20 protein-coding genes and 1 pseudogene are annotated in these 25,636 nt (G+C 60.4%); 8 read left to right on the top strand and 13 right to left on the bottom strand.

What is annotated here, in order from left to right; all coding sequences use genetic code 11:
* Positions 1-1,201: 1,201 nt before the first annotated feature.
* The 4 genes from ACWUI2_RS00595 to ACWUI2_RS00580 all read right to left on the bottom strand — a co-directional run bounded on the left by ACWUI2_RS00595 (position 1,202) and on the right by ACWUI2_RS00580 (position 5,958).
* Positions 1,202-2,938 (bottom strand): ABC transporter ATP-binding protein, encoded by a 1,737-nt coding sequence (locus tag ACWUI2_RS00595; protein WP_486980921.1) that lies wholly within the window; start codon positions 2,936-2,938, stop codon positions 1,202-1,204.
* Positions 2,925-4,103, bottom strand: a complete 1,179-nt coding sequence (locus tag ACWUI2_RS00590; protein WP_486980920.1) for an HlyD family secretion protein — start codon at positions 4,101-4,103, stop codon at positions 2,925-2,927. Before ACWUI2_RS00590 ends, ACWUI2_RS00595 begins: the two co-directional genes overlap by 14 nt.
* A 445-nt stretch (positions 4,104-4,548) precedes the next feature.
* Positions 4,549-4,833 (bottom strand): helix-turn-helix domain-containing protein, encoded by a 285-nt coding sequence (locus ACWUI2_RS00585; protein WP_486980919.1) that lies wholly within the window; start codon positions 4,831-4,833, stop codon positions 4,549-4,551.
* A gap of 309 nt (positions 4,834-5,142) precedes the next feature.
* Positions 5,143-5,958 (bottom strand): helix-turn-helix transcriptional regulator, encoded by an 816-nt coding sequence (locus ACWUI2_RS00580; RefSeq protein WP_486980918.1) that lies wholly within the window; start codon positions 5,956-5,958, stop codon positions 5,143-5,145.
* 166 nt (positions 5,959-6,124) lie between these two features.
* On the opposite strand from ACWUI2_RS00580, the gene ACWUI2_RS00575 reads away from it, so the two are divergent.
* Positions 6,125-7,453 carry a Gfo/Idh/MocA family protein gene (locus ACWUI2_RS00575; protein ID WP_486980917.1) on the top strand — a complete coding sequence of 443 codons (1,329 nt, stop codon included), beginning with the start codon at positions 6,125-6,127 and terminating at the stop codon, positions 7,451-7,453.
* A gap of 24 nt (positions 7,454-7,477) precedes the next feature.
* The gene (locus ACWUI2_RS00570) at positions 7,478-8,185 is read left to right on the top strand and encodes a DOMON domain-containing protein (protein WP_486980916.1); all 708 of its coding nucleotides are present in this window, start codon (positions 7,478-7,480) and stop codon (positions 8,183-8,185) included.
* Between the two features lie 117 nt (positions 8,186-8,302).
* Here ACWUI2_RS00570 and ACWUI2_RS00565 read toward each other — a convergent pair.
* Positions 8,303-8,776: pseudogene (locus ACWUI2_RS00565) on the bottom strand (beta-eliminating lyase-related protein); the annotation flags it as partial.
* A 277-nt stretch (positions 8,777-9,053) separates the two neighbouring features.
* Here ACWUI2_RS00565 and ACWUI2_RS00560 point away from each other — a divergent pair.
* From ACWUI2_RS00560 to ACWUI2_RS00550, 3 genes are all read left to right on the top strand, one after another.
* Positions 9,054-9,317: a phosphoribosyl-ATP diphosphatase gene (locus ACWUI2_RS00560; RefSeq protein ID WP_486980915.1), complete on the top strand. Its 264-nt coding sequence runs from the start codon at positions 9,054-9,056 to the stop codon at positions 9,315-9,317.
* A gap of 13 nt (positions 9,318-9,330) precedes the next feature.
* Positions 9,331-10,179, top strand: coding sequence for an ATP phosphoribosyltransferase (hisG, locus tag ACWUI2_RS00555; protein WP_486980914.1), 849 nt, complete (start codon positions 9,331-9,333; stop codon positions 10,177-10,179).
* 248 nt (positions 10,180-10,427) lie between these two features.
* On the top strand, positions 10,428-11,354 hold the full coding sequence (locus ACWUI2_RS00550; protein WP_486980913.1) for a CsgG/HfaB family protein: 927 nt from the start codon (positions 10,428-10,430) through the stop codon (positions 11,352-11,354).
* A gap of 8 nt (positions 11,355-11,362) precedes the next feature.
* Here ACWUI2_RS00550 and ACWUI2_RS00545 read toward each other — a convergent pair whose 3' ends face one another.
* The 7 genes from ACWUI2_RS00545 to ACWUI2_RS00515 all read right to left on the bottom strand — a co-directional run bounded on the left by ACWUI2_RS00545 (position 11,363) and on the right by ACWUI2_RS00515 (position 22,057).
* Complete coding sequence (locus ACWUI2_RS00545) at positions 11,363-12,166, bottom strand: ion transporter (RefSeq protein ID WP_486980912.1); 804 nt, start codon at positions 12,164-12,166, stop codon at positions 11,363-11,365.
* A 230-nt stretch (positions 12,167-12,396) separates the two neighbouring features.
* Positions 12,397-14,379 (bottom strand): sulfatase family protein, encoded by a 1,983-nt coding sequence (locus ACWUI2_RS00540; protein ID WP_486980911.1) that lies wholly within the window; start codon positions 14,377-14,379, stop codon positions 12,397-12,399.
* A gap of 340 nt (positions 14,380-14,719) precedes the next feature.
* Positions 14,720-15,631 (bottom strand): hypothetical protein, encoded by a 912-nt coding sequence (locus tag ACWUI2_RS00535; RefSeq protein ID WP_486980910.1) that lies wholly within the window; start codon positions 15,629-15,631, stop codon positions 14,720-14,722.
* A complete protein-coding gene (locus ACWUI2_RS00530) occupies positions 15,628-18,321 on the bottom strand; it encodes an alkaline phosphatase family protein (RefSeq protein ID WP_486980909.1) in 2,694 nt (897 codons plus the stop codon). Before ACWUI2_RS00530 ends, ACWUI2_RS00535 begins: the two co-directional genes overlap by 4 nt.
* Positions 18,314-18,955 carry a PEP-CTERM sorting domain-containing protein gene (locus ACWUI2_RS00525; RefSeq protein WP_486980908.1) on the bottom strand — a complete coding sequence of 214 codons (642 nt, stop codon included), beginning with the start codon at positions 18,953-18,955 and terminating at the stop codon, positions 18,314-18,316. Before ACWUI2_RS00525 ends, ACWUI2_RS00530 begins: the two co-directional genes overlap by 8 nt.
* Before the next feature lie 342 nt (positions 18,956-19,297).
* Positions 19,298-20,425: an SLC13 family permease gene (locus ACWUI2_RS00520; protein ID WP_486980907.1), complete on the bottom strand. Its 1,128-nt coding sequence runs from the start codon at positions 20,423-20,425 to the stop codon at positions 19,298-19,300.
* A 129-nt stretch (positions 20,426-20,554) separates the two neighbouring features.
* Complete coding sequence (locus ACWUI2_RS00515) at positions 20,555-22,057, bottom strand: sulfatase (protein WP_486980906.1); 1,503 nt, start codon at positions 22,055-22,057, stop codon at positions 20,555-20,557.
* 166 nt (positions 22,058-22,223) lie between these two features.
* Between ACWUI2_RS00515 and ACWUI2_RS00510 the strand changes: the two genes are divergently transcribed.
* Positions 22,224-23,015 (top strand): ThuA domain-containing protein, encoded by a 792-nt coding sequence (locus tag ACWUI2_RS00510; RefSeq protein WP_486980905.1) that lies wholly within the window; start codon positions 22,224-22,226, stop codon positions 23,013-23,015.
* Positions 23,016-23,667: 652 nt separating this feature from the next.
* Here ACWUI2_RS00510 and ACWUI2_RS00505 read toward each other — a convergent pair.
* Positions 23,668-24,045 (bottom strand): VOC family protein, encoded by a 378-nt coding sequence (locus ACWUI2_RS00505; protein ID WP_486980904.1) that lies wholly within the window; start codon positions 24,043-24,045, stop codon positions 23,668-23,670.
* Positions 24,046-24,229: 184 nt separating this feature from the next.
* On the opposite strand from ACWUI2_RS00505, the gene ACWUI2_RS00500 reads away from it, so the two are divergent.
* A complete protein-coding gene (locus ACWUI2_RS00500) occupies positions 24,230-25,360 on the top strand; it encodes a Re/Si-specific NAD(P)(+) transhydrogenase subunit alpha (protein WP_486980903.1) in 1,131 nt (376 codons plus the stop codon).
* Positions 25,357-25,635: an NAD(P) transhydrogenase subunit alpha part 2 gene (locus ACWUI2_RS00495; RefSeq protein WP_486980902.1), complete on the top strand. Its 279-nt coding sequence runs from the start codon at positions 25,357-25,359 to the stop codon at positions 25,633-25,635. Before ACWUI2_RS00500 ends, ACWUI2_RS00495 begins: the two co-directional genes overlap by 4 nt.
* Position 25,636: the final 1 nt, after the last annotated feature.

Below are 25,636 nucleotides of genomic sequence, written 5' to 3'. Positions count from 1 at the left end.
GGGACGCCTCACCCGTTTTGGGGCCTTCGGATCTTTCGCCGGAACCGAGTTCCATAGCCCAACGGGCTTACGTCCTCCAGCCTAGGGTTGAGCCGAGGGAAACGAGGCCTACCCTGGGGACCGATACCCGCCGTCCGATCCGCCATCGCACGGGGACCAGGGGCGCAACCTCTTCGAGGTAGATCGTCTCGCGACCGGGACCCAGGGTAGCCCCGCATTCGCGCGGCAACCCTGGGCTGAAGGACGAAACGCCGTTGGCGTATATGACCAAAGTGGCGGGGCCGTCCCGGCTCCGTGCGGTTTCTCGGGCTCCTTCTGCTGGGCGAAACCTGCGCACTGAGGCGGGACGCCTCACCCGGTTTGGGCCTTCGGATCTTCGCCGGAACCGAGTTCCACAGCCCAACGGGCTTACGTCCTCCAGCCCAGGGTTGAGCCGAGGGAAACGAGGCTTACCCTGGGGACCGATCCCCGAGGCCACGAACCGCAACGCGGTTCCGCCGCCGTCCGATCCGCCATCGTACGGGGGCCAGGGGCGCAACCTCTTCGAGGTAGATCGTCTCGCGACCGAGACCCAGGGTAGCCCCGCATTCGCGCGGCAACCCTGGGCTGAAGGACGAAACGCCGTTGGCGTATATGACCAAAGTGGCGGGGCCGTCCCGGATCCGTGCGGTTCCCTTGGCTTCTTCTGGTGGGCGAACCTGCGCACTGAGGCGGGACGCCTCACCCGTTTTGGGGCCTTCGGATCTTTCGCCGGAACCGAGTTCCACAGCCCAACGGGCTTACGTCCTCCAGCCCAGGGTTGAGCCGAGGGAAACGAGGCTTACCCTGGGGACCGATCCCCGAGGCCACGAACCGCAACGCGGTTCCGCCGCCGTCCGATCCGCCATCGCACGGGGGCGAGGGGAGCAACCTCTTCGAGGTAGATCGTCTCGCGACCAGCCCCGCATTCGCGCGGCAACCCTGGGCTGAAGGACGAAACGCCGTTGGCGTATATGACCAAAGTGGCGGGGCCGTCCCGGCTCCGTGCGGAGCATCAGGCAACCGCAGATGGGCACAGATAGACGCGGATAAGACCGGCCGTCCCGGCTCCGTGCGGAGCATCAGGCCCGGCGGATCAGACGGGAGTCATCGAGTGAAAACTCGATGCTACGGAGCTGGTCCCTCCCGCGAAAGGCTCCGAGGCAAAGGCTTGGAAAGGGCATCAACTCCCGGCGCTGGCGAGGAGGGCGCGGAAATGTTGGCCGCCGAGGGCGAGGTCGTCGTAGGTCCCTTGTTCGACGATGCGGCCGTGGGAAAGGACGATGATCCGATCGGCGTTGCGGACGGTGCTCAGGCGGTGGGCGATGGTGATGACGGTCCGGCCTCTGGAGAGGTTCTCCAACGCGTCTTTGATGAGCCGTTCGCTCTCGTAGTCGAGGGCGGAGGTCGCTTCGTCGAGAATGAGGATCCGGGGGTCGCGGAGGATGGCGCGGGCAATCGAAAGGCGTTGGCGTTGTCCGCCGGAGAGCATGGCGCCCCGTTCGCCGATCACCGTTTCGAATCCCTGGGGCATACGGAGAATGAATTCCTCGGCGTTGGCGAGGCGGGCGGCTTGGAGGATTTCTTCTTCGGTGGCGTCGTGGCGGGCGAAGCGGATGTTTTCGATGATGCTGCCGGAGAGGAGGAGGCTTTCCTGCATGACGATCGCGCTTTGGCGGCGCAGCCAACGCATGTCCATCGACATCTGGGGGATCCCGTCGATGAGGATCTGTCCCTCTTGGGGTTGATACAAACCGAGGAGGAGATTGGCGATTGTCGATTTGCCGGAGCCGGAGGAACCGACCAGGGCGACGGTTTCACCGGCGCGGATGTGGAGGTTGAGGTCGGTGAGGGCGGGGGGAGCCTCTTCGCTGTAGCTGAAGGTGACGTTTTGAAATTCGATTTCGCCGCGCAGGGAGGCGAGGCGTTTGGTTCCCTTCCAGGATTCGACGTATTTGCTGTTGAGCAATTCGCGCAACGAGTAGAAGCCCTCTTTGCCGACGAAGTAATGTTGGCTGAAGTTGAGGAAAAGCTGGACCGGTTGGACGATGATCGGGAGGGCGGCCATGAAGGCGAACAGGGTGCCGATGGTCATGTTGCCGTAGATCACCAGGAGGGCGCCGCCGCAGATGACGAAGAGGGTGAGGAGTTGGAGGGCGACGGTAGCAAAGGCGCTGAAGGAGTTGTTGACCGCGAGTTGCTCGACCTTGCTCCGCATGTAGGTGCCGCTGGAATCCTCGACGTTGTCGATCGCCTTGTTTTCCTGGCCGTAGCCGCGGACCAGGCGGAGGGCGGAAATATATTCGCTGGCGGTTCCGGTGAGGTTTTCCTGGGCGAGGCGGAGTTGGCGGTTCTTTTGTTGGATCCGGCTGAAAAACCACCAGCGGGCGAGGCCGTAGATCGGTAGGAATCCGACCACGACCAAGGTGAGAGAAGCGTTGAGGAAGGAAAGAACGACCAGGACGATCAGAGCGTAGGAGACGGCGGGGAAGACTTGTCCCATCAATTGGTGGATCACCATTTCGACTTTTTGGGTGTCGAAGGCGTATTTGGAAAGGAGCCGGCCGGATTTTTGGCCGTCGAGGTAGCCGAAGTGCAGGAATTGGAGTTTGTGGAAAACGCGGGACCGGAGCTCGCGGATGATGTCGGTCAGAACCATCGAAATCCGGTTCCAGCCGGTGACGGTGAAGGCGTAATGGAGCAGCAGAAGGCCGAGGATGATGCAGGCCATGCTCAGGATGCCCCGGACGTTGCCGGTCATGATGTAATCGTCGACGATCACCTGGAACAGGAACGGGAAGGGGGCAATCACCACGACCCGCATGATGCTGAGGAAAACACCGAAGCGGAAACGCTTTCGTTCATGCCAGATGAACGAATTGAGAGTGGTGAACGGGAAATAGTTTTTATCGAGCGACATCGTTTTCTCCGCGGGTGTCGTGGTCCGGAGCCGGTGCTCGGATCGGTTTGCGTCCCAGGTTGAAGAAGGTTTCGAAAAGGTTGCGTTGGCCGAGGATCACGCGACCGTCGACTGAAGCGCCGTGGATCGGGTCATAGGGGGATTCCTCGATCATGACTTTGACCTCGTAGAGTCGTTGGGGAATGCCGTTGGCGGTGTTGGCTTGTCCCTGGGTCGGATGGGTGGTCAGGCCGACTTCGACCACGGTGCCGTAGAGGTAACCCTCGAGAACGGCGTTGTAGACCTCCAGTTTCATCCGGACCGGACGACCGACGGTGATTTGGTCGACATTCCGTTCCCCGGCAAACAGGCGGGCGACGAACGGGGCGTCGGCGGGGACGAGAGTCAGGAGGTAATCGCCTGGTTGAAGGGCTTCTCCCTCGTATTTCCGGTCGAAGCGGATGATCCGGCCGCTGATCGGCGCCCGGACCACCAGCCCGTCGATCCGCTCCTCGACCCGTTGCAGCATCGTTTCAACAGTGGCGATCTGGGTTTCGGCCTGTTCGAGGGCCTGTTCGCGGCGTAGCTTCTCGACCGCCGTCCACTCCTGTCCGCTTCGTTCGTTGAGAAAACGGCTTTCGATCAGATCGATTTCGCTTTGCAGCAATTGGATCCGCTGGTCTTCCAGCATGAGCCCGGAGACGGCTTGGGAGCCATCGAGTGATTCGAGCCGTTCGACGGTGTCGCGGCGCCGCCGGACGATGGCTTCGAGTTGAGCCCGTCGTTCGTCGGAGGTTTCGACCGCGACGCGGGCCGGGTCGACTTCCCAAAGGCGGAGCATGACGACCGCTTCGTCGCGGGCGGAACGAAGTTGTTCGAGCTCCCGGAGCAGATCGTCGCGGCGGGTTTCAAGGGCTTCGTTGGCGAGACGGAGGATCGGCTGACCCTCGGTGACGAAGTCGCCCTGGTCGAGGAAGCGTTCGGCGATCAATCCGGTGTCGGGACTATAGAGATACCGTTCGCCGCGCTGGTAAAGGTAGCCGGTGGCGCGCACGGAAAACTCCAGCTGCATCAGGGCGACGCCGAGCGTGATGATGGCGAGCCCGGCGATGGCCAGGCTCCAGTTCAATGTTCTGCTGCTTAATCGACGGTAAAGTGTGTGATCGAATTCCTCGATGTCTGACATGGCGGTGTGCGATTCGGGAACGCGCCGAACGGAAGTCCGGAAGATTTCCCGCCGTCGCGTGTCGCGAAGTGTGCCAGGGAAAATGGTGTGTGGCGCTCTGGAAATGGGAGAAATCCCCGCCTTATCCAAAGCCCCCGCAAACCTCGGACAACCGCAAGCATCAAGTTTGGCGCTGGGGATTGCAAACCTAGAAACATGGAAAATGGAGGCCGCGATTATCGCGGTTGGTGTCGGTGGGCCACCACTTTAGCCGAACTGTGACCTACTTTTGCCGGAGGGGGGAAGGAAATGTTCGGCGCCCTTTTGGGGACGCGGGCAGTTACAGTCGTCGGACAATCCCTGACCCGATCGGGTCAGGGATTGTCCGGAAGGAGTGGAGTGCAGGGATGGCGGTTTCGGGGACGGTTTCAGGGGAGAGCCAGGCCTGGAAGGGGGGCGCGGTTGTTCAGGCGCCGGCTTTCTGGCTTCGCCGGATGGTGATGGGGCTGTCGCCGAAATGGCGGCTGTAGGCGCGGGAAAACGAGCTTAAGCTGGAGAAACCGAGTTCGCCCGCGACTTCCTCCACCGAGAGGCGGGTGTCGGCGAGCAGGCGGCGGGCGTAGTTCATTTTCATTGCCCGGAAGACGGAGGCTGGAGGCGGGTGGTCGGCCGCGGCGAACAGACGTCTCAGCTGGGAGTCTGAAACGCCGACGGCGCGGGCGACGGCCTCCACGCTCGGATTGTTCAGCATTTGCGCGCTGAAAAAACGACAGGCTTCATCGACCCGCTTGCGGATCCATTGATCGCTTTCCTCGAAATGGGGCCGCGTTTATCGCGGTCGGCGTCATTGGAGGCCCTACTTTGGCTCCTCTTTGGCCTACTTTGGCCGGAGGGGGGACGGAAGTGTTCACCGCCCTTTTGGGGACGCGGGCAGTTACAGTCGTCGGACAATCCCTGACCCGATCGGGTCAGGGATTGTCCGGGAGGAGTGGAATGCAGGGATGGCGGCTTCAGGGACGGTTTCGGGGGAGAGCCAGGCCTGGAAGGGGGGCGCGGTTGTTCAGGCGCCGGCTTTCTGGCTTCGCCGGATGGTGATGGGGCTGTCGCCGAAATGGCGGCTGTAGGCGCGGGAAAACGAGCTTAAGCTGGAGAAACCGAGTTCGCCCGCGACTTCCTCCACCGAGAGGCGGGTGTCGGCGAGCAGTCGGCGGGCGTAGTTCATTTTCATTGCCCGGAAGACGGAGGCTGGAGGCGGGTGGTCGGCCGCGGCGAACAGACGTCTCAGCTGGGAGTCTGAAACTCCGACGGCGCGGGCGACGGCCTCCACGCTCGGATTGTTCAGCATTTGCGCGCTGAAAAAACGACAGGCTTCATCGACCCGCTTGCGGATCCATTGATCGCTTTCCTCGACCGGACCGGTTCCGGGGGCGGGTATGAGCGCGGTCCGGAAGATGTCGGCGAGAAGGACGCAACCGCTGTCGAGGATCGCCCGGCTTCCTTCCACCGGATGGAGGAAGTGCGGCTGGATCCATTCGTATAATATGCGGATTCGGGTCACGTCCCGTTCCTGCAAAGGAATTCGGAAGGGTGCCTCCCGGCGCCGGATCCTTTCCCAACCGGGGGCCCCGGGGCGAAGGTGTAAAACGAAAATTTCCGAGACATCCCCGGCCGGAGCGGTCCATCCGTGCCGGTGCCCGGGGGAGAAAACGAAGAGGCAAGGTCCCGTGGAATCCCGGGCGGCGCCGGGAAAGTCGGGATGGGCCCGACCGCTGGCGATGCATTGGAACTCCCAGTCTTCCCGTTCCTTTTCCTGAACCGGCCGGACGAAGTAGTGGCGCGAACCGGCGCTCATATAGGTCAAAGGAAGTTTTTCCATCTCGGGTCGAAATTCCGGGTTACGACGGTTCAGGCGTGGAAACGGGCGGGGTGGTTCTTGCTGTCGGACGAACTTCGGGGGGATCGATCATGCGCGAAAGTGTTAAAACTTCTCTCAAAACAGACAAGATTTTTGCGACCTTTTTCGTGTATTCTACAGGCTTCCTATGAAACCTTCAGAGAATCAGAAAAAGCGCTACGCGATTGTCGGGACCGGGTCGCGTTCGGTCATGTTTTTGAAAGCGATCACGGAACGTTTCGCGGACCAGTCGGTCCTGGCGGCGGTTTGTGACAGTAATCCGCTGCGGGCGAAAAATTGGCTGGCCTTGGAGAAGCTGGAGGCGACTCCGGTTTACGCTGCCGGTGATTTTCGGAAAATGATCGCGGAGCAGAAGGTGGATACGGTGATCGTTACCAGCATGGACCGGACCCATCACACCTACATTTGCGCCGCGATGCGGGCCGGGTGCGACGTCGTCACGGAGAAACCGATGACTACCGAAGCGGACTATTGCCGCGAGATTCTGGAGACTCAGCGGGAAACCGGGCGCCGGGTGCAGGTCTGTTTCAACTACCGGTATGCCCCCCGGAACAGCAAGGTGAAGGAAGTCCTGCAATCCGGGGCGATCGGGGAGGTTTTGTCGGTCCATTTCGAGTGGACCCTCGACACCCAGCATGGGGCCGACTATTTCCGGCGTTGGCATCGCGAGAAGCGCAACAGCGGAGGTTTGCTCGTCCACAAGTCGACCCACCATTTCGATTTGGTCAATTGGTGGCTCGGAACGGTTCCGGCTTCCGTTTGCGCCTTCGGCGGACTTCGGTTTTACGGACGGCAGAACCGGGAGAAACATGGTTCCGGCGCCGATTATCCCTATGCCACGGGCAATCCCAACGCCAAGGGGGATCCGTTCGCTCTCGATTTGGAGGAGAACGAGTTCATGAAGAAGATTTATCTCGAACCGGCGGAGGTTGACGGATACCGGCGGGACCAGAACGTGTTCGGCGACGGGATTTCGATTGAGGACGATCTCGCGGTGTTGGTCCGCTACCGCAACCAGGCGACGCTCACTTACCATTTGACCGCTTATTCGCCGTGGGAAGGTTACCGGGTGATGTTCAACGGAACCAAAGGACGGCTCGAGTTCGAAGTCACCGAGCGCCCGTATGTCAGTGCTTCGGACGGAGACCACAACTTCGCGACCAATGTCATGGGTTCTTCGGAGGTGGCGATTGAAGAGCCGACCCGGTTGTTGATTCGGCCGCATTGGAGCAAGGTCCAGCAGATCGAGATTCCCTCCGAAAGCGGTGGTGGACACGGCGGGGCCGATGTCCGGATGCTGGAGGATATTTTCCTGGGGGCTGAAACGGACGATCCCCTTGGACGGAAGGCGGATCACGTCAGCGGTTCCTGGTCAATTTTGACGGGGATCGCCGGCAACCAGTCGATGTCCGAGAACCGGGTCGTCGACATCGACGAGTTTGGTCTTCACATTTAACGGAATTCGTCAATCGTCGTGGCCATGCGTTATGGTTGGATCGTTTGGACGATGGGTGTAGTGGGAATGGTATTGTCCGGTTGCCAGCATGGTTTTCACCAGCGCGAACTCGACGCCATGGCGAAACGCCATGGCCTCGAGGGAACGCCGCTGTTGGACGAGCCGTTTCGGCAAGGGTGGAGCCAAGGGGTGGAGGAAGGCTTTCGCCCGGCCCGCGCCCGTCTTTATCAGCAAGATGGCGAATTTCACGTCATCGCGCTGCTGGAGGACGACGTAATCGCCAACTCCGCTGTGGAGTTCAACGAGAAGACCTGGCGGACCGGCGATGTATTCGAAATCTTCATTCAGGCCGATCCGCTGGTTTACTATGAATTCCACGTTACGCCGGAGAATCAAAATATGTTTCTCCGGCTCGACCTGGTCGATGCGGAATTGACCACTCAGCAACGGAACGTCACGCCGATTGAGGATCCGCAGTTCATCGAAAGCCGGACGGAAGTGTTCCACGATCGGAAGTATTGGACGGTTTACGCGCGGATACCGCTCGATCGATTGGAGCGGAATCCGGGCAGCGCCGACCCTGATTTCCTGGTCGCTTTCGCTCGATATGACACGACAGTCGGCCAACCCGGGGAAATCCTCTCCGCAACCGCAAAGTTCCCCCGTTTGAACTTTCACGACCGGACGGCCTGGCATCGTTTGCCATGGCCGGTGCCGGCGGGCAACGAGTAAGGACGGTCAGAGGCTGTCTCCGAAATCGACCCGGAATTTCTCGGCGAGACGCTCCGGCCAGTCGCCGATCGGTTCCAGGCGGCCGAGGAAGAAGCGGAGCACCTTTGGTTCCTCCACGTCGGTAAAAATTTTGAGGATTTCGCCGCCATTGATGTCGATGTGGGGCTTGGTGGTGGTGAAGTGGTAGTTCATCGGTACCACGTCGCCCTCCTTGACGAAGGTTTTGGAAATGATGTTTTCGGCGGCGCGGCCCTGGTGGACGGGGAGGACGTGTTTCATGCCGAAGACATCCTCGATCGCTTTTTGCATCCGGGTGAAGCTGGCGGAACCGGCGTAGGCGTCGTCGGCCACCATCATCGAGCCGAGTTGCTGGTCGCTCATGGCGTTGGTGCCGCTGTCGGTCAGCATGTCGAGGAAGATGTCCCGGGTGGTGAGGAGAAACGTGTTGAACCCGGCCTCGCCGATCGCTTCGAGGCGACGTTCCACCGGCTGGAGGTGGAGCTTTTGGACGATCCGCACCTTGTGCAGTTCGAGAGGAATGTCGCGGCCCTTGTAAAAGGCCACCCGGGGAGACGCGGTTGTGTCGGACATGATCTTCGTAGCTGTTGCTGACGTGAAACGATGATTTCCGGGGTCGATCTTCGGTCGGCGGGCGGAGCGGGCAAGGGGAAAGGGGCCGGCAAGTTGACGTGGCGCAAGTTAGAAGCGGCGGGAATAGAGGGTGGAAGGAAGAATGGTTCAAGGTTCGAGGTTCAAGGTTCAAGGGTTTGGGAAGGGGGCGTTTTGGGTTGCTTGGGCGGGGGGGATGGAGCAGAAGGGAGGGGTGTTCGTGGCGGGCCATTGGGGGCGCGGCTGCGGATCTGTTGATATGAAGACGTTTGAGGAGTTGTTCGAGGAGTTGAAGCGGAAGGCCGAGGCGGGGGATCCCGCATCGGGCACGGTGCGGGCGCTGGAGAAGGGAAAGCATTTCATCGGGAAAAAGGTTCTCGAAGAGGCCGGGGAGGTTTGGATGGCTTCGGAATACGAGGGGAAGGAGAAGGCGGCCGAGGAGATTTCCCAATTGTTGTATCACACCCAGGTGATGATGTTGGCCAACGGGTTGGAGTTGGAAGACGTTTACCGCTATTTGTAAGGAGATCTTGGATATGTTGCGAATTGCGATTCCGAACAAGGGCAGTCTCTCCGAAGGGGCTCTTCAATTGGTGACGGACGCCGGCTACCGGTGCCGCCGGGACGACCGGGGGTTGATCGCGGTTGATCCGGAGCATGAGGTGGAGTTCGTTTTCCTTCGCCCGCGCGACATCGCGGTCTATGTCGGCAACGGGATTCTCGATCTCGGGATCACCGGCCGGGACCTGGCGATCGACAGCGGGGCGGAAGTGACGGAGTTGTTGCCCCTCGGCTTCGGGCGGGCCTCGTTTTTCTATGCCTCGCCGAAGGGGGAGGGGTTGACGCCGGAGACCTTGGGGGGGCGGCGGATCGCGACGTCCTACGCCCATTTGGTCGAAATGGATTTGGAGAAGCGCGGGGTGGAGGCGACGGTAGTGCGGCTCGATGGGGCGGTCGAAATTTCGATCCGGCTTGGGGTGGCCGACGCGATCGCCGATGTGGTTTCTTCGGGGAAGACTTTGGAGCAAGCTGGGCTGGAGACGATTGGGGAGCCGATCCTGGCTTCGGAGGCGGTATTGATTGGGCGGAGCCGAAAGGTGGAGGACGACGCGGCGGTTCGAATTTTGATCGAGCGGTTTCAAGGGATTCTCACGGCCCGATCGTATGCGATGATCGAATACGATTTGCCGGTCGCCTTGTTAGATCGGGCGGTGGCGGTCACTCCTGGAGTGGAGGCGCCGACGGTCTCCCCGTTGAGCAAGAAGGATTGGGTCGCGGTGAAGGCGATGACTCCGAGAAAGGGGATCAACCGAACAATGGACGAGTTGAAGGAGTTGGGGGCGAAAGGAATCATCGCCACCGATATCCGTTTCTGCCGCTTGTAGCGGGCGGGGCGCGCTTCGCGCGCATCGACGATAGCTGATAGACGATAGACGATGAGGAGCTTCGTGCTCTAGCCGAAGACCGGCGTGCTTCTGCGTGCCCAGATTCATAACTCATAATCCTCATTCATAATTCTCTTCCTCGGGCTTTGACGGAGGGGCATTTCATCGTATGCCTGATGGTCGAAGGGGCGGCGGGCGGGTATGGTGGAGGGAAATCGTTCGAACCTTACCCGAGAGGAATGTTACCTATGAAAATTGGAAAGCTCGTATTGTCGTTTTTGATACCGGCGCTGTTGGCACCGGTCTGGTTGGTGGCCGAGGAGGAGGGGCCGTCGGATCTTCGATACACGATCGGGGTCCATGAATTCGAAAATAAATCGGGGTTTAGCGGCCGGATCAATTTGTCGCGTTCGTGGGGGGCGGTTCTGACTCATGTCCTCCAGGAGAGCGGCCGGTTCATCGTGCTCGGCGAGGGCGACATGCGGGGGGCGGCCTTGATGGAGCAGGACCTGGCCGCGAGCGGACGGACCGCCACGGGCGGACGGGAACCCCAGACGGGGCAACTGACCCCGGCCCAGGTTTTGGTGAAGGGGGAGATTCTTCATCTGCAAACGACGTCGGGACAGGACGGGAGCTTGAGTTTCCGGGGAATCACCGTGGGAGGGGCGCGGAGTTCCGCGGAGATCAGCGCGGTGATTTATCTGGTCGATACCACCACCGGCCAGGTGAAGGCCTCGACGACCGTCGAAGGAAACTCCGCTAGCCGTCGGGTAAATTTGGGGGCGGTCCGCCGGGGTGTCGGAGGACGGATCGGCGGTTTCGACGATGACAATTTGGCGACGGCGGTGGAAAACGCGATCGAGGAGGCGGTGCAGTTTCTGATCGCGGAGATCGATCAGATGCCCTGGACAGCGGACATCGTCGCGGTGAGGAACGATCAGGTTTATTTGAACCGGGGCGAGCGCGAAGGCGTGCGGTCGGGGCAAATTTTCGTGGTCGGGGAAATGACGGAGTTGCGGGATCCCGGGACCGGGGAATTGCTCGATGTCTTATTCGAGGAGACGGCGCGACTCCGGGTGGCCGAGGTGCGGGACCGGATCGCGATCTGCGCGGTCGAGGAGAGCAGCGGAGAGTTGAAGACCGGGATGAAAGTCGGGTTGCCGGACGCGTTTTGAGGCCAAAATTATTTGAGTGAATCGGGTGGATCGGGCCTGGGGGACTCGGCGGGTGCCGGGGGCGGTTTGGTCCATTCGCGTTGCTCGAGGCGTTTGAGGAGTTGCTGGGTCAGCTGGTCGAGTCGTTTGATGGTTTCGGCCTGATCGTCGGAGGGGGCGCGGTCGCGCTGCCCGAGAAGGAGGGAAGCCATGATTCCGGAAAGGGTGCCGAAAAGGCCGATGCCGACGACCATCAGGCCAACGGAAATGAAACGACCTTCGGAGGTGACCGGGTAGTGGTCGCCGTAACCGACCGTGGTCATGGTGACGACCGCCCACCAGAGGGCGTCGGAGGCAGTCCGGATGTTGCCCTCGGGAGCCTGTTGCTCGATTTCGAGGATGGCGATGGCGCCGAAAAATAAGACGGTGATGACGGTGAGGGTCGAGACGGTGAAGGCCCCTTGGCTGCGGTCGCGGAAGACGAAGGCGAGGAGGGTGCGGGCGGAGCGGAAACCGCGCAGGATGCGGAGGATCCGCAGGACGCGGATGAAGCGGGCCCAGCGGAGGCTGTCGAGAAGAGGTATGCTGGAAATGAAGTCGATCCAGCCCCACTTAAGGAATTGAAGCTTGCGGGGGGCCTTCCAGAGGCGGTGGAAAAAATCCCCGAGGAAAATTAGGCAGGCGGCGGTGTCGAGTTTGATCAGGAGGCTTTGGGTCTCGGGGGAGAGCGGGAGGAAGACGGAAGCCGCCAAGGCGATGAGAACGTAAATTGAGAGGGCGAGAACGACGAGTTGGAATTTGGAGAACTGTTCTTGGGCGGCTGGCTCGGTCATGCTGGAATTCTTGAACGAGGAAGGCCGATTTGAACAGGGATTTTTTCGGGCGGAACCCCGTGACTCAGGTTGCGCAAAGGAGGCCAGGCATTTCTGTCCGACGGATGGGGTGGGAAAGAATCCGGGCTGAGTAAAAACGGACAGGAAAGTCCGTTCTCCTGGAGCGATGAAGTTGCGCCTTTATCGATTATCCTTCGAGGCCGCTTGGGCCGTCTGCTCGACGTCGATCGTTACATTTGCATCTGACCACTTCCTGCATTCATCGAGGATGGGGCCGGGGTGGCGACGACTCGATAGAAGGCGCGGTCGTCGGTGAGGGGATCGGTGAGGATGATCGGGCCATTGTTTCCGGAAATGGGAGCGCCGATACCGGCCCAGTCGGAAAGGTCGATCGACCGTTGGAGCTGGTATGTCGTGCCGGAGCGGGAATTAAACTTTATCTCGATCCAATCGGTCGTTTCGTTCGTCTCTTCATCGGTGACGACCGCGGTTCGGATTACAACGTCTTCGGCTTTAACCGGGGATTCGGGCAAACGGACCTGGAGGCGTTCGGCGGCGACGGCCGCGAGGCGCTGTTTCATTTCGGCGCGTTTGAGTTTCTGTTCCGGAGTGGCGAGTTCGACGTGGCGCTGGCTGTCGGCCCATTCGGAGATGTTGCGCAGTTCGACCGGTTCACCGGTGGCGGCGTCGGTGTCGGTGCCGCCGAGCGAGGCCGGGCGGAGATCGTAGAATTCCTCTTCGTCCGGAGCGACGCCTTCTCCATCGAAATAGCGGGCGAATTTGTAATTGTCCTGGAGGATCATTTGGATCCGGTTGGGCGGGTCAATCAGGCCGTTTGTCATATCCTCTTCGACGGATTGTCCGGCGTTGATGTCGTCGTAGGTGAAGAGAACGTAATCCTGGACGGGGTCCGCAGCGGGATCGAGAATCATGCTGCTATAATCGACGCCGGCGAAATCGTATTGCCCGGGATCCGCGATTCCGAGGAGCGTGCAGAGGGTCGGCATGAAATCGACGTGGGAAGCGAGGTGCGGGCATTCGTGGCCCTCGGGGAAGAGTTCCGGGTTCGACCAAATGAGCGGAACGCGGATCGTCTCCTGGTAGCAGTTGAACGTCTTTTGGCGGAGGCCGCCGTGGCTCATCGCCATTTCGCCGTGGTCGGAGGTGCGGACGACGAGGGTGTTGCGGAACATCTGCTCTCCGGTTTCGCCGCCGTCTTGGAAAACATCGAGAACCCGGCCGATCTGGCTGTCGACTCGTTTCATCAGGTTCGCGTAGAAGTTAATGTAGTTTTTCCGCATCTGTGGGAGCGGCAGCGGCAACATCATACTCCTGATCACCTCGAACGTGTCCTGGTGGACGCGGGGTTTGAAGTTGTGTTCGAGGTTTTCCAGCATCGACGGCGGGAAGTCGATCGGCGGCGTCGTGTCGTTGAACCAGGGATCGTCGGTGTACCCGAAAGTTTCATACCGGGCTGGATACGACCAGACATCGTGCGGATTGACCAGCGAGAGGACGAGGCAGAACGGTTTGGGCCGGGGATTCGCGATTCGGTCTTCGAGAAAGGCGATGGCTTCGCTGGCGTAGCGTTCGTCGTGGAGCGCGCCGGGCGATGCGGGATCGATGCCGCCGTCGGGGCCTTGCCAGCCGTCGAAACCATAGCGGGAAATATCGTCGAATTGGTATTCGCCGTCGGGTCCGCGGACGCCGTTGCTCATGTGCCATTTGCCTTTGTAAACGACATCGTAGCCGGCGGCTTTGAGGACGGTGGCGAGATTCGGGAGGCCGGGATTGAGCTGGGCTTCGGCTTGAGATTGCGGGAAATCTTCGGTGAGGGTTTGGAAGGTGCCGTGCTGCGCCGGGAAAAGCCCGGTGAAAAGGGCGTTGCGCGCGGGCGTGCATTGGCAGCAACTTGTGTAGGCGCGGCTGAAGGAGACGCCGTTGGCCTTGAGCCGATTCATGGTCGGGAGGTTGTTTTCCGCCCAGCCTTGGGGGAACCATTGGATCGCGCGCTCCTGATCAGTGAGGAAAAGGATCATGTTCATGCCGGAGGCGGCGGGGGGAATTGACGTGGCGGCTTGGGCGGCGCGGGCGCTCGGGACGAAGACATTGAAAAGCGGCTGGCTCGCGGCCGCGGCGACCCCGGCCTTGGCCACGGTTTTGAGAAAGGTCCGGCGGGAGGTTTGGTTTTGGAGGGACCGGTTGTGTTTCATGGTTTCGACTGAGTAAGGATCACGAATATTGGACGCTAGAATGAACGCCGCTTTATCGCGCTCGAATTACCAGGGAAATCACAAGGTTGAATGGGTGAATCAGGCAGCTTTATTGGTGAATCGGGCAGTGGTTGGCGGAGGACAGCCGTGAAGAGTCCGGGAAAGAACCAAAAACGGACAGGAAAGTCCGTTCTCCTAAAGTGATGAAGCCACGCCTTCATCGATTCTCCCCCGATCCGGACCTTCGGGGATCACGCAGCTGTCAAGAGTCAGGACCTGACGTCTTCCATCTGGTCAGATAGTCTGATTACGAGTCGTCCGACGGACTTGGTTATGTCTTTCAATCCCGCGACGATGCCTGGAGGTTACGGGTGTAGTTACAGAAAGCATTCAACCGGGTCCCGCCGAACCGCTTGGCCATGGCGATGGTTTCCATGTCCGTTCCGGATCGAGCGGTGAAAAGGAACCGGCTGGCATTCCGCATAGTGTTCTGCAGAAAAATTTTTTCCAAGCATCGCGCCAGGAATAGTGCATAGATCGCCCAGGATTTCGTCATGAATTCCGGCAGCACGGTACGGACGTGGACGAACAATTTGTCGTTCAGGTCGTGGACGAGGAAAACTCCGGCAATCCCCTTGGGACTCCGGACAACGGTCGAAAGCTCCGCCGAGTATTGCCCCGGGGTGCGGCCGACCATACGTTCCTGGCCGAGTCCCCCGAGGTTCGCCAGGCCGTGGTCGCTCACAATCGACTCGATCTCGGCAAAATCTTCTTCCCGCAGCGGGCCGGCGGAAAGGCCGTCGGCGGCCCGCAACCTCGGGACCATTCGCTCCGTCGCGGCCAGCCGCCTCCGCACCTTTTCCGTTCGAGGGATTTCCCACCATTCGTCGGTGACGCTGAGGGAGAAGCCAGCTTGCTCCAAAGCCGGTCGCCACGGCGCCATTTCGGGGACAACGGCAGACAGGCTGGCGATGCCTCGTGCGCGGGCAATCTCCTCCATCTCCTGTAATAAATTTTTCATTACAGCCTCTCGGCAGAAACGCGTGCGAAACACCAGGTGCAGGCGGCCCGTCGAATCGTCGCGGGTTTGCACGGCGCCGGCCGCGACGATGCGCTCCGGTTCGCCCGTCACAGCGATTCGCGGATACAGGCGGCCCGCGAGGCTTTTGGATTTTCCCAGAAAGTCCCAGGTCCGGGAAAGCTCGTCGGTCCACGGTGCCCGGATGGTTGGCAACTGTTCGCTTTCGTTCATGAATGGACGCGGTTGCGATAGAGTTCCGGCTCGACGACGGCCGCCATCTTCTCCGCCGATGAAAACCGGGCGGCGCCAAAAAAATCGCGCAGACTTTCGACTGCTTCCTGCGGGCTTTCAACGATGTCGCGGTAGTTCAATTCCAGCAACGTGACTTCCGGCCGCGCGCGAAGTTCCTTGAGAACCGCCTCCTCCATCCGCCCCAGAGCGGCGGCGATTTCGGAGAGGTCGCGGGGCGAACCCGATCTGCCGAGCCGATCGAGCATCGAGCGCTGGGAGCGGGCGACCTCTTCGACTGGACGGCGGACGAATACCACCTTATAGGCGTGTTTCCTCGGCAGGTGAACGAACTGGGGAGCGACGACTTTGACCGGGTGGTCCCCGGCTTTCTCAATCGCATCGGGTTCGGTTGCCAGACGCTTGATCGCCTCCCACTCGTAATAGCCTTTTGGATTATCGGCGTCGGGACGTCGCTCGCCGTCCGTCATCGGTTCCCATCCGCCGGCGGCAAGCATTTGCATGAGCAGCGAAGTGCCGGATCGCGGCAGGCCGGAGACGATGGAAAAAATTTTCCCGGAGTTTCCCGGGCACGGCGGCGCGGGAGCGACATAGACCTCGACGGGGCGGTCGCCTTCCCGCCTGCGGCTGAGTTTCTCCCGGTGTTCGTCCCTGGCCCGCCGAAACAATCTCTGGGCATTCCCTGGCGGCAGCCTCTTCCGGGGTGACTCGCCGCCGCGCGCCCGCGCGAGATGCTGTAAAACCCTTTCCTGGGTTTCCGCTGATGCCGACGGGTGTAGACGGAGCAAGCCGTCGCGGGAAATGGTGAGGTTGGGTTCGAGCCGCAGGGCCTCGGCGTAACGACTGGCGGCGGTCTCGCTGTCGCCCTTCGCCTCGGCGATCTGAGCGAGGGTCAAATGAGCGAGTGGTAGTTCCCGTTTCAATACAAGAGCCCGTTCGGCGGCATCGGCCGCCATCTCGTGACACCCCTGACGAAACAAGGCCCGGCCGAGCCCGAGCCAGGCCGACGCCTGGTCGGGGTCGGCCGCGAGCGCGCCGCGAAAATGCCCTTCGGCCTCGGAGAATCGTTCTTCTTTCAACGCGAGCAGTCCCTTGTTCAATAACAAAACCCCGTCGCCCGCAGCTCTTTCGAAGTGGGATCGCGCCTCCGCGAGGTTGTTGAGCCGGTAAGCGATCTCGCCTCGCAGCCGTCTGCCTTCCGGATGGTCCTCGCCGAAATCGCGAACCACTTCCAACGCCGCCGTGGCTTCTTCCGTCAAGCCGAGGGCGGCCAGCGTACGGGCGAGCTGGTAGGCATAGTGCGGGGTCTCGGGGCAGGCCGCTGCCACCTTCCAAAGGTGAGGGAGAGCTTCGTGGGGCAGCCCGGCCTCCAGTAGGGAAATACCAAGATTAAAGGCGATTTCCCGCTCGGTAAGTTCCGCGGGATCGTCGTGCGCGCTAGCGGGCGATTCGACGTAACCGAGGTCGATAAACTGCTTCAATAGTTCTTCCTCGTCATCGTCCGCACCGACTGGCGTCTCGTCGCCCCGGTCGGGCCACCCCAGTTCCTTCGACCACGAAGAGATGGCGCGGGGCCGATCCGATTTTTCGGTGATTTCGAACAGTGCGCGTCCGTCCATGTCGTCGCCGACCGGTAGGTCCAGAAGATGCAGCAGCGTGGGGGTCACATCGAGAATGCTCGCCCCTTCGATGGTTTCGCCGCGCCGGATTCCCGGACCGTTCGCGACGATCATGCCGTGCGGACGGTGCCAGCCGGCGATGCCGGCCGTGACGGCTGGAGTTTGGCGCGGCCGGAGGTGGTCGCTGTGGAAGCCGTGGTCTGAAACGAGCAGAAGGGTAGTGTCCGGCCCGGCGTGGGCCAACAGGTCTGCCAGAAGAAAGTCCTGCACCTGGTAGGCGGCATCGACCACCGAGCTGTAAAAATGGGCATCGTAGGCGGATATGCCCGGACCATGCGGCGGACGCATCGCCATAAAATCATGGGATACCCAATCGATAAAATGATAGTAAACGGCGAGACATCGCCACGGCTCATTAGCCGCCAGGAGAGTGATTGCTGCGTTGTGGACCGTGTAAAGCTCGGCGAGACGGTAGAGGATTTTTTCCCAACGCCGGTCTCGTTCCACTGGTAATTGATCCAAGTGGGGAATGAAAAGGCGGAGCAGCCGCTGATCCACCTGTTCGGGGCTGACGCGCACCTCGGCCAATCGGGCGGCCCAATTCGGCGGCGTGACCGAATTCCGTGGGAGCGGCCATGGCTCGCCTTCGTTTCGCGGCGGCCGCGTCCAGACCTCCGAGACGCAAACTCCGCGGATCGTCTCCGCCGGGTGGGACGCGAACCAGCCGACGACATGGACCGGCAAGCCGCGTTCGGAAAGGATGTTCCAAAAAGCGGGGCAACGCCGCATTCGGCTGGAGATCGGTTGAACTTTTCCGGTTGCCGGATTGACCTGTGTGAAGCCCAGGATCCCATGGCGGTGCGGTCGCATCCCGGTTGCCATGCTGTTCCACAGCATCGGAGAAAGGTACGGCGGCAAACTCGCCAAGGGACCGCTTGCGCCCTCCCGGGCCGCGCGCGAAAGCTGCGGAAGATCGCCCCTTTCCATTAACGGCCGCGCGACCTTCCAGTCCGCACCATCCCAACCGACTAAGATAACTTTTCGGTCAGGCATGGACGGCGGCCGCTTTGCGCCGCCGCGCCATAAGCGCGGCCGATCCAGCAGCCAGGGCCATCAGCATGGCCGCCGTCTTCGGCTCGGGAATCGCCCCGGCTTCGATGCCGGCCCCGGAGTTGTCGTAAGCAAAGGCATAGAGGTGGAGCAAACTATTTTCATCATATTCCACATCGGCCCACCCGTAGTACCACGGCCCCTCCTCAATCAAGCTAAACCTGAGTCCGACGTAACCGCGCGTGCCCGCCGTCCACTCCCCGTTCGCGTCATTGTCAAAGGTGAAGTTGCCATAATCATTAAAATTGCTCGCACCCGAAATCGGCGTGCCTTGTGAAAGCCTGTTGCTCCATCTCCACCCCCCTTCCGTCTGGAAGGAAACCACTTGCTGGATGCCCGCTTCCCAACCGGAAATACTGACTTGGTCGGAGTTGGCAAAAAAATTGATATAGAACTGCGGGTCAGCCATCTCGTCGGAGTAGGATGCCCATTGCTCGGAAAGATGAAAGTAGATAGTATTGCCGTCCGCCTCCGCTGTAAGAGGCGTCGCCAGGTTGGTGAAAATAATTTCGGCCCCGGCGGGGGCAGCGGCGGCAACACCCGCAGCTGAAATCGTCGCTATTGTTTTCTTATTCATAGTATTATTGGGCCTAATGTAATGCGGGCTGACTTGATCAAGTAAGTGGAAGGAAGTCCATCCTGAATTTTAGTGATTCGCAGAATTGTGGGCTCCCGCTGTCGAGCGCGATTATCCATTAAGAAAGCGGTGCAGGGACGCACAGCACTCCTGCCGAGCGAAGCGAATTCGAGGAAAGAAGGAGGGACGTTCTGCTTTTCCCCAAGGTTTAAGTACCGCATTCATGCTGTGGCCGTGCTGAGCGGGGAAGAGTCCTGGAAAGTCCGTTCTCCTGTAGCGATGAAGCCACGCCTTCATCGATTCTCCCCCGGTCCGCGCCGTTCGCTGCCCTCCGCTGCGGGCTCATTTCATCATCAGGAAGATACCGGCTGTAAGGAGGGAGGAGACGATCAGGCAGGGGATCGACCAGAGGTGGAATTGCCAGAACAGGCCGGGTTGTTTGGCGAGGCGCAGGGCGATCAGGTTGGCAAGACTGCCGATCGCCAGTCCGAATCCTCCGATATTCACTCCCCATGCCAGCAACCGCCAATCGTCAGTGAATGGCTGCAGGAAGAGGGTCGCGGGAACATTGGAAATCAACTGAGAGAGGAGGATTCCCGCCGTCAGCTCTCTGCCGGGAAGTTGGAGAACATCCGTGGCCATCGACTGCATCAGGGGCATCTGAGTGATCATACCAAGATGGGTGAATAACAGGAGGAACAGAAGCAAGAGCGCCCAATCGATCTGGAGGAGGCGGCTGCGCTGCCAGCATCCGTATACGAGCAGAAGGAGCAAGGTCGCCGGCCATCCGTAGCCAACCTCCAGCGCGCCGAGGAAGAAGGGATAAAGGGCGAGGGTCGGCCAGAAGAGTCGCGAATCCACCGCCAGGGCCTTTTCGGGAAGGGCGCTCAGCTCCAGTCGCCGGTTCCTGAAGGCAATGAGAATGCCCGCGCCGAGGGTTGCCGCGAAGGGAAGGGCCATCGGAAGCATGGCGAGAGTGAAGGCCACAAAGCTTTCACCGGAGCTTTGCCATAGAAAAAGATTCTGGGGATTGCCAATCGGACTCAGAGCCGAACCGGCATTGACCGCGAGCGTCTGAAAAATGATCAGACGCGTCAAAGGGAGTCGGACAATGATCCCCAGGGCAAGCGTCAGAGGGATGACAATAAAGAGAGCCACATCGTTGGTGATCACCGCTGCCAGGGCCGCCGCCAGGATGCACAGGGCCGAGGCCAGCAGACGTTCGCTGTGAACATGGTGGAGGAGGCGGACGGCGCCAAAGTGGATCATCCCGCTCCACAGGACCGCCCCGCTCAGGAGCATCAACCCCGTCAAAGCCGCCATCGTGTGCCAGTCCACCAGTCCGGGAAGCGCGGCGGGTGAAACTCCCGTCAACCCAATCAAGATCGGAGTGGCCACGATCAGACAGCTCAGCAGCCGTTCCCGCCGGACCCAATTTATTACGGGTTTCGCCGGGTGTATCAGTCGCATGGATGAATGAGGGACCGCCGCATCTCCCCATTCGAACTAGCCGGAGTAAAACTGTCAATTTCCCGAGCACGTCGAACCGCGTCGGGCAGAAATCAACCAACACCCGCCCCGCCAGCGCGAGGCGCCGGGTTATCGGGTCGGCAGGCCGAAGTGGACCCGGAGCACTTCGGAGAGCTGACGGGTGGTTTCCTCTTGGTCCGCTATTCTGTTCACGGTTTCATCGGGATCGATCGCGTGATCGTATAGTTCGCGTCCCAACACGGCTTGGTTTTTCACGGCGTGCCATTCCGTGTAGCGCCAGCGGTCGGAACGGACGGAGTAACCCCACGCCTCCCAATTCGAGGCGGGTCCATAGAAGGGCTGCTGATGCCAGGTGAAGGCATAGTCTTTCACCGTGGCGGCCGGGTCTTCCAGCAAGGGAGTGAGGTCCTTACCTTCCAGGCGCTGTTCCGGTTTTCGTTCCAATCCGGCCAGGGTGGAAAGGGTGGGGAAAAGGTCGACCAGTTCGACGATCGCATTGGTCTTTTGGCCATGGCTTGTAGCGTGCGCGGGAGATGCAATGATCAAGGGGACGATCGCATCCAGTTCAAAGTTACTGGTCTTGCCCCATAAGCCACGTTCGCCGATGTGAAAACCATGGTCTGAAAAGAAAACGACGATGGTGTTGTCCGCATGTCCTCCCGCTTCCAGGGCGTCGAGTATTTTCCCTATCTGGGTATCCATGAAACTAATCGACGCATAATATCCATGGCGGAGATGCCGAATCTCTTCCTCTGTGAAGGGGCGGCCTTGGGGGACTTCGCCGTAGGAGAGGATCTCATGATTGGTGTGCAGGGCGATCGAAGGGGCGTCTTGCGGGGCTTCGATCGGTCTTGGAAGCGGAATGGATTCCGCGTCGTAAAGATCCCAATACCTCCGGGGGGCCACGAAAGGGAGATGGGGACGCCAGAATCCGACGGCCAGGAAAAACGGTTGGCGGGAACTGTTGTGAGTTGTCAGAAAGCCCGCCGCCAGGTTGGCGATTTGGCCATCCCGGTAGGCCGTGTCCTCGACCTCCAGCGCCTCCGTCACGGGAGATTTGTAGCGCGGTTTGGGGGACTCCGGATTCTCCGGCGTGTGGTGAAAAACCGTGTCTTGCGCGTGCGTGCCAACCGCGAAGGCAATGTCCATGCTCCAGGATCGGGGGTCCTGATGGTTGGCCGAATTGTGGAATATTTTTCCGATCCCCTGGCTGAAATAGCCATGGTTCCTGAAATGCTCCGGGAGGGTGGTCAGGGAGGGCCCCGCAGGTGTCGCGTCCCGAAAATGTTTCCGCAAATCATCCACGCCCACGGTGTGGGGCCGGAGTCCGGTCAGGAAAGAGGCCCGCGAGGGATTGCAGACCGCCTGCTGGCAATAGGCTCTCTGGAAAACGATCCCCTGGCGCGCCAGGCGGTCCAGATTCGGAGTCAGGGCGACGGGGTCTCCGTAGGGACCGATTGCAAGGTTCAGGTCATCCGCGATGATGAACAGGACATTCGGATTTCGATTGGATTCGGCGGCGCAGGACTCGATTCCTGGGGAGAAGAGGAAGGCGCAAACCCCCAGAATGGGCGCGGTCACAATGCGGAGCTTGATGGACGATAGGTTCATGGAGAGGGAGGATTGATGGTTTTCGCGGAGGTGAAAAAGCTTCCGTTCGGGGAGTCTCAGGCACTTTGCTATAACGTCGTTGCACTTCCGGTTTGTCAACCCCGGGAAGTGAGAGACGTTCAAGGTTTGATTCACGGGAAATGATTTCTTTGAATTCTCGTCCGAAATGCCCGACTGTTTGAGCATGACTCCCTTCCTTCCTGTTTTCCGTCTCATCGCCTCCGCTGCTGTCGTTTCGCTTGCCGTCCCGGCCTTCGTCGGCGCCGAGTCGGAGCGGGCAGGGAAGGAAGGTGCCGAAGAGGCTTTCCGGCTTCTGGTCTTCAGCAAGACCGCCGGTTTTCGCCACGCTTCCATCGAGCCGGGGCGGAAAGCGGTGGAGGAACTCGGGGGCAAACACGGGTTCGCTGTCGAATCGACGGAAGACGCCCGGGCATTCACCCCCGAAAACCTGGCCCGGTTTCAGGTGGTGATGTTTCTCAGCACGACGGGCACGATTTTAGACGAGGATCAGAAGAAGGCGTTTCAGAGCTTTATTCGGAAAGGCGGCGGTTTCGTCGGAGTCCACGCCGCGGCGGATACGGAGTACGATTGGGAGTGGTATCAGGGCCTCGTCGGAGCGCATTTTTTGAGCCATCCGCCTGTGAAGGAGGCCACGATCCTGGTGGAGGACCGGGCACATCCCTCGACGGCGCATCTGGGAAAGAGATGGGTGCGGCGGGACGAGTGGTACAATTTTCGGACAAATCCGAGAGAGGAGGTGCAAGTGCTTCTCTCCCTCGACACGTCCACGTTCGAAGGTAGCCGGATGGGCGAGGACCATCCGATCGCGTGGTATCGGGAATACGATGGCGGTCGCGCCTTCTACACCGGGGGCGGTCACACAAACGAAAGCTTCTCGGAACCGGATTTCCTGGCTCACCTCCTGGGGGCGATCCGGTGGGCCGCTGGGATCAAGTGAGACCCGCCGGGATTGTCGATTCATTTTTCGGACTTTGGCTCGGATCTGCCGAGCGATTCGGCCAGGATTCCGTTCACCCCAGTTTCGGAGAGAATCGACCGTATTGGCTCAATCCGTTTGGACGGCTTCCGTCTTCGCCCAGTTCTTTGGGGAAAAACATGGAATAAAACCGGTTTCCGAGGCGGAGCCTCTTTGGAGTGCTCCGCGTCCTCGCGGAGCTTTCGCGCGTGCGGAAGAGGTCCGGTCGTCGAATGACGGTCGGGCGTGGGGCCATCGCCGACCATTCCGAAAGCGGTGCGGGGACGCACCGCACTCCAAAGCGCTTCGCGCGAAAAGCCGGATCGCCCTGCAACCCGCATGAATATTAACGTTTCATAAGAGCAAGAATCCGGGCTGCGCACGGGGAACAACATGGAATAAAACCGGTTTCCGAGGCGGAGCCTCTTTGGTGCTCCGCGTCCTCGCGGAGCTTTCGTGCGTGCGGAAGAGGTCCGGTCGTCGAATGACGGTCGGGCGTGGGGCCATCGCCGACCATTCCGAAAGCGGTGCGGGGACGCACCGCACTCCAAAGCGCTTCGCGCGAAAAGCGGGTAGGAGAAAAGGCTCCGTTAAGTTTTATTTCAAGGGCGGACCCCGCCGAGCGCGCATTCGTTTAGTCTTTCACCCGATGACAAATCTCCAGGCGGTTGCCAGCGGGGTCTTCAAAAAATGCCGCATAGTAACCGGACTCGTATCGCATGGGGCCTTCGAGATTTCGCGCTCCCGCCCGACGGGCAATATCAGCAAGGCGATCCACTTCGCTATGGCTCTCAGCCCAGAAGGCTATCCGGGTCTCGTTCGGGACATGCCCGGCCGATTCCGTTACCCCGAAAAATTCGCTGATCTCCGAGTCTTCCGACTCATATTGCAGCCAACCTTCGACCGTAACCTTGCGGGTAAATCCCAATGCCGGAAGCAACGTCTCGTAAAATGAGCGGACATCGCTCAGCCGCCCCACCCGTAAATCTATGTGATCGAAGTGCCTCGCCATGGGGCAGGATAGACCCGTTTCCGAGGGTTCGCAAAAGAACATTCTGATCCGCCTGCGTCCTCCTTCGGGCGTCCTCTTTCGGGCTTCGCCGAAGGGGAGCATTTATTTATGCGCAGGATCCGCCAATGTTCACGTCGGAATGCGGATTTACTAATCCACCTGTGGGACCAGAATGACCCCACAGGTGAAAATATTCGTGGCAAAGGAAGGGGGTCCGGATGAAAGCCGGACGGCGATGACACCGGCGGCGGCGACTCGGTTGATCCGATTGGGCGCTGCGGTCGAGGTGGAGTCGGGAGTGGGTGAATCGATCCGGGAAACCGACGAGGCTTATCGGAAGACCGGGGCGACGGTAGTCGAGGACCGGACGGAGGCGCTTTCAGGAGCGGACATGGTCCTTCGGCTACGTCCGCCTCCGGCGCGGGACGTCGAAGGCTGCCGGGAGGGAGCCTTGCACATCAGTTACCTCGATCCGTTCAGAAACCTCGACGGGATCCGGAAGCTGGCGGAGAGGAAGGTCACGGCGATCGCCATGGAGTTGATTCCCCGGACGACGCTCGCGCAGAAGATGGACGCCATGAGTTCGCAGGCGAACCTGGCCGGATACGTCGCCACGATCCTCGGCTGCGAAAAATACGGCGGCATTTTCCCGATGATGATGACCCCGGCCGGCACCCTCTCGCCGGCCCGGGTATTCGTGATCGGGGCCGGAGTCGCCGGATTGCAGGCGATCGCCACCGCCCGCCGCCTCGGCGCCAGAGTCGAGGCGTTCGATACCCGCCCGGTCGTCGAGGAGCAGATCAAATCGCTCGGCGCCAAACCGATCAAAATCGACCTCGGCGAAATGGGGCAAACTCGAGGCGGATACGCTCAGCAACTGACCCCCGAACAACTGGAGAAACAACGCTTGGGGATGGCCCGCCAATGCGCCGTTTCGGATATCGTCATCACCACCGCGCAGGTCTTCGGACGGAAACCGCCCCTGATCATTACCAAGGAAATGGTCAGGGAAATGCGGCCCGGCAGCGTGATTGTCGACTTGGCGGCCGAATCCGGCGGCAATTGCGAATTGACCGAACCCGACCGTGAGGTCGTGGTCAACGGCGTCACCATCCTCGGCCCGCGGAATTTCCCCGGACGGGTCCCGGTAGCCGCGAGCCAGATGTACGCGTCCAATCTCGCCCACCTCGTCGAGCATTTTTGGGACAAGGAACGGAAGACGTTCAACCTCGACCTAACCGACGAAATCCTCGCCTCCTGCGTCGTTACGCACGGCGGAGAAATCGTCAATGAAACCATCCGGAAAAACGTATGACTCTGCTGGTGTTTATCTTCGTTCTGGCGGTATTCCTTGGACTGGAACTGATCTCCAAGGTGCCGTCGCAACTTCACACGCCACTGATGTCGGGAGCCAACGCGATCTCCGGCATCACCATCGCCGGCGCGATCATGGCCTCCGCCACGAATCACGACGTTTTGGCAACGGTGTTGGGGACTTTGGCGGTCATCTGCGCGACGATCAATGTGGTCGGCGGTTATCTGGTCACCGACCGGATGCTCGCCATGTTTAAGAAGAAAGACGGGAACTGAC

It is taken from the genome of Verruconatronum alginivorum (genome assembly GCF_056590205.1).
The sequence above is the reverse complement of the archived record's forward strand: the minus strand, read 5'-3'. Positions and strand labels throughout refer to the sequence as shown.

Bases quoted from the DNA above. Each gene is read 5' to 3' on its own strand.
- ACWUI2_RS00560 (WP_486980915.1), top strand. From the start codon at position 9,054: ATGAAGACGTTTGAGGAGTTGTTCGAGGAGTTGAAGCGGAAGGCCGAG.
- ACWUI2_RS00525 (WP_486980908.1), bottom strand. From the start codon at position 18,955: ATGAATAAGAAAACAATAGCGACGATTTCAGCTGCGGGTGTTGCCGCC.
- ACWUI2_RS00530 (WP_486980909.1), bottom strand. From the start codon at position 18,321: ATGCCTGACCGAAAAGTTATCTTAGTCGGTTGGGATGGTGCGGACTGG.
- ACWUI2_RS00495 (WP_486980902.1), top strand. From the start codon at position 25,357: ATGACTCTGCTGGTGTTTATCTTCGTTCTGGCGGTATTCCTTGGACTG.
- ACWUI2_RS00570 (WP_486980916.1), top strand. From the start codon at position 7,478: ATGCGTTATGGTTGGATCGTTTGGACGATGGGTGTAGTGGGAATGGTA.
- ACWUI2_RS00540 (WP_486980911.1), bottom strand. From the start codon at position 14,379: ATGAAACACAACCGGTCCCTCCAAAACCAAACCTCCCGCCGGACCTTT.
- ACWUI2_RS00545 (WP_486980912.1), bottom strand. From the start codon at position 12,166: ATGACCGAGCCAGCCGCCCAAGAACAGTTCTCCAAATTCCAACTCGTC.
- ACWUI2_RS00550 (WP_486980913.1), top strand. From the start codon at position 10,428: ATGAAAATTGGAAAGCTCGTATTGTCGTTTTTGATACCGGCGCTGTTG.
- ACWUI2_RS00505 (WP_486980904.1), bottom strand. From the start codon at position 24,045: ATGGCGAGGCACTTCGATCACATAGATTTACGGGTGGGGCGGCTGAGC.
- ACWUI2_RS00510 (WP_486980905.1), top strand. From the start codon at position 22,224: ATGCCCGACTGTTTGAGCATGACTCCCTTCCTTCCTGTTTTCCGTCTC.
- hisG (WP_486980914.1), top strand. From the start codon at position 9,331: ATGTTGCGAATTGCGATTCCGAACAAGGGCAGTCTCTCCGAAGGGGCT.
- ACWUI2_RS00575 (WP_486980917.1), top strand. From the start codon at position 6,125: ATGAAACCTTCAGAGAATCAGAAAAAGCGCTACGCGATTGTCGGGACC.
- ACWUI2_RS00520 (WP_486980907.1), bottom strand. From the start codon at position 20,425: ATGCGACTGATACACCCGGCGAAACCCGTAATAAATTGGGTCCGGCGG.
- ACWUI2_RS00580 (WP_486980918.1), bottom strand. From the start codon at position 5,958: ATGGAAAAACTTCCTTTGACCTATATGAGCGCCGGTTCGCGCCACTAC.
- ACWUI2_RS00590 (WP_486980920.1), bottom strand. From the start codon at position 4,103: ATGTCAGACATCGAGGAATTCGATCACACACTTTACCGTCGATTAAGC.
- ACWUI2_RS00535 (WP_486980910.1), bottom strand. From the start codon at position 15,631: ATGAACGAAAGCGAACAGTTGCCAACCATCCGGGCACCGTGGACCGAC.
- ACWUI2_RS00595 (WP_486980921.1), bottom strand. From the start codon at position 2,938: ATGTCGCTCGATAAAAACTATTTCCCGTTCACCACTCTCAATTCGTTC.
- ACWUI2_RS00585 (WP_486980919.1), bottom strand. From the start codon at position 4,833: ATGCTGAACAATCCGAGCGTGGAGGCCGTCGCCCGCGCCGTCGGCGTT.
- ACWUI2_RS00515 (WP_486980906.1), bottom strand. From the start codon at position 22,057: ATGAACCTATCGTCCATCAAGCTCCGCATTGTGACCGCGCCCATTCTG.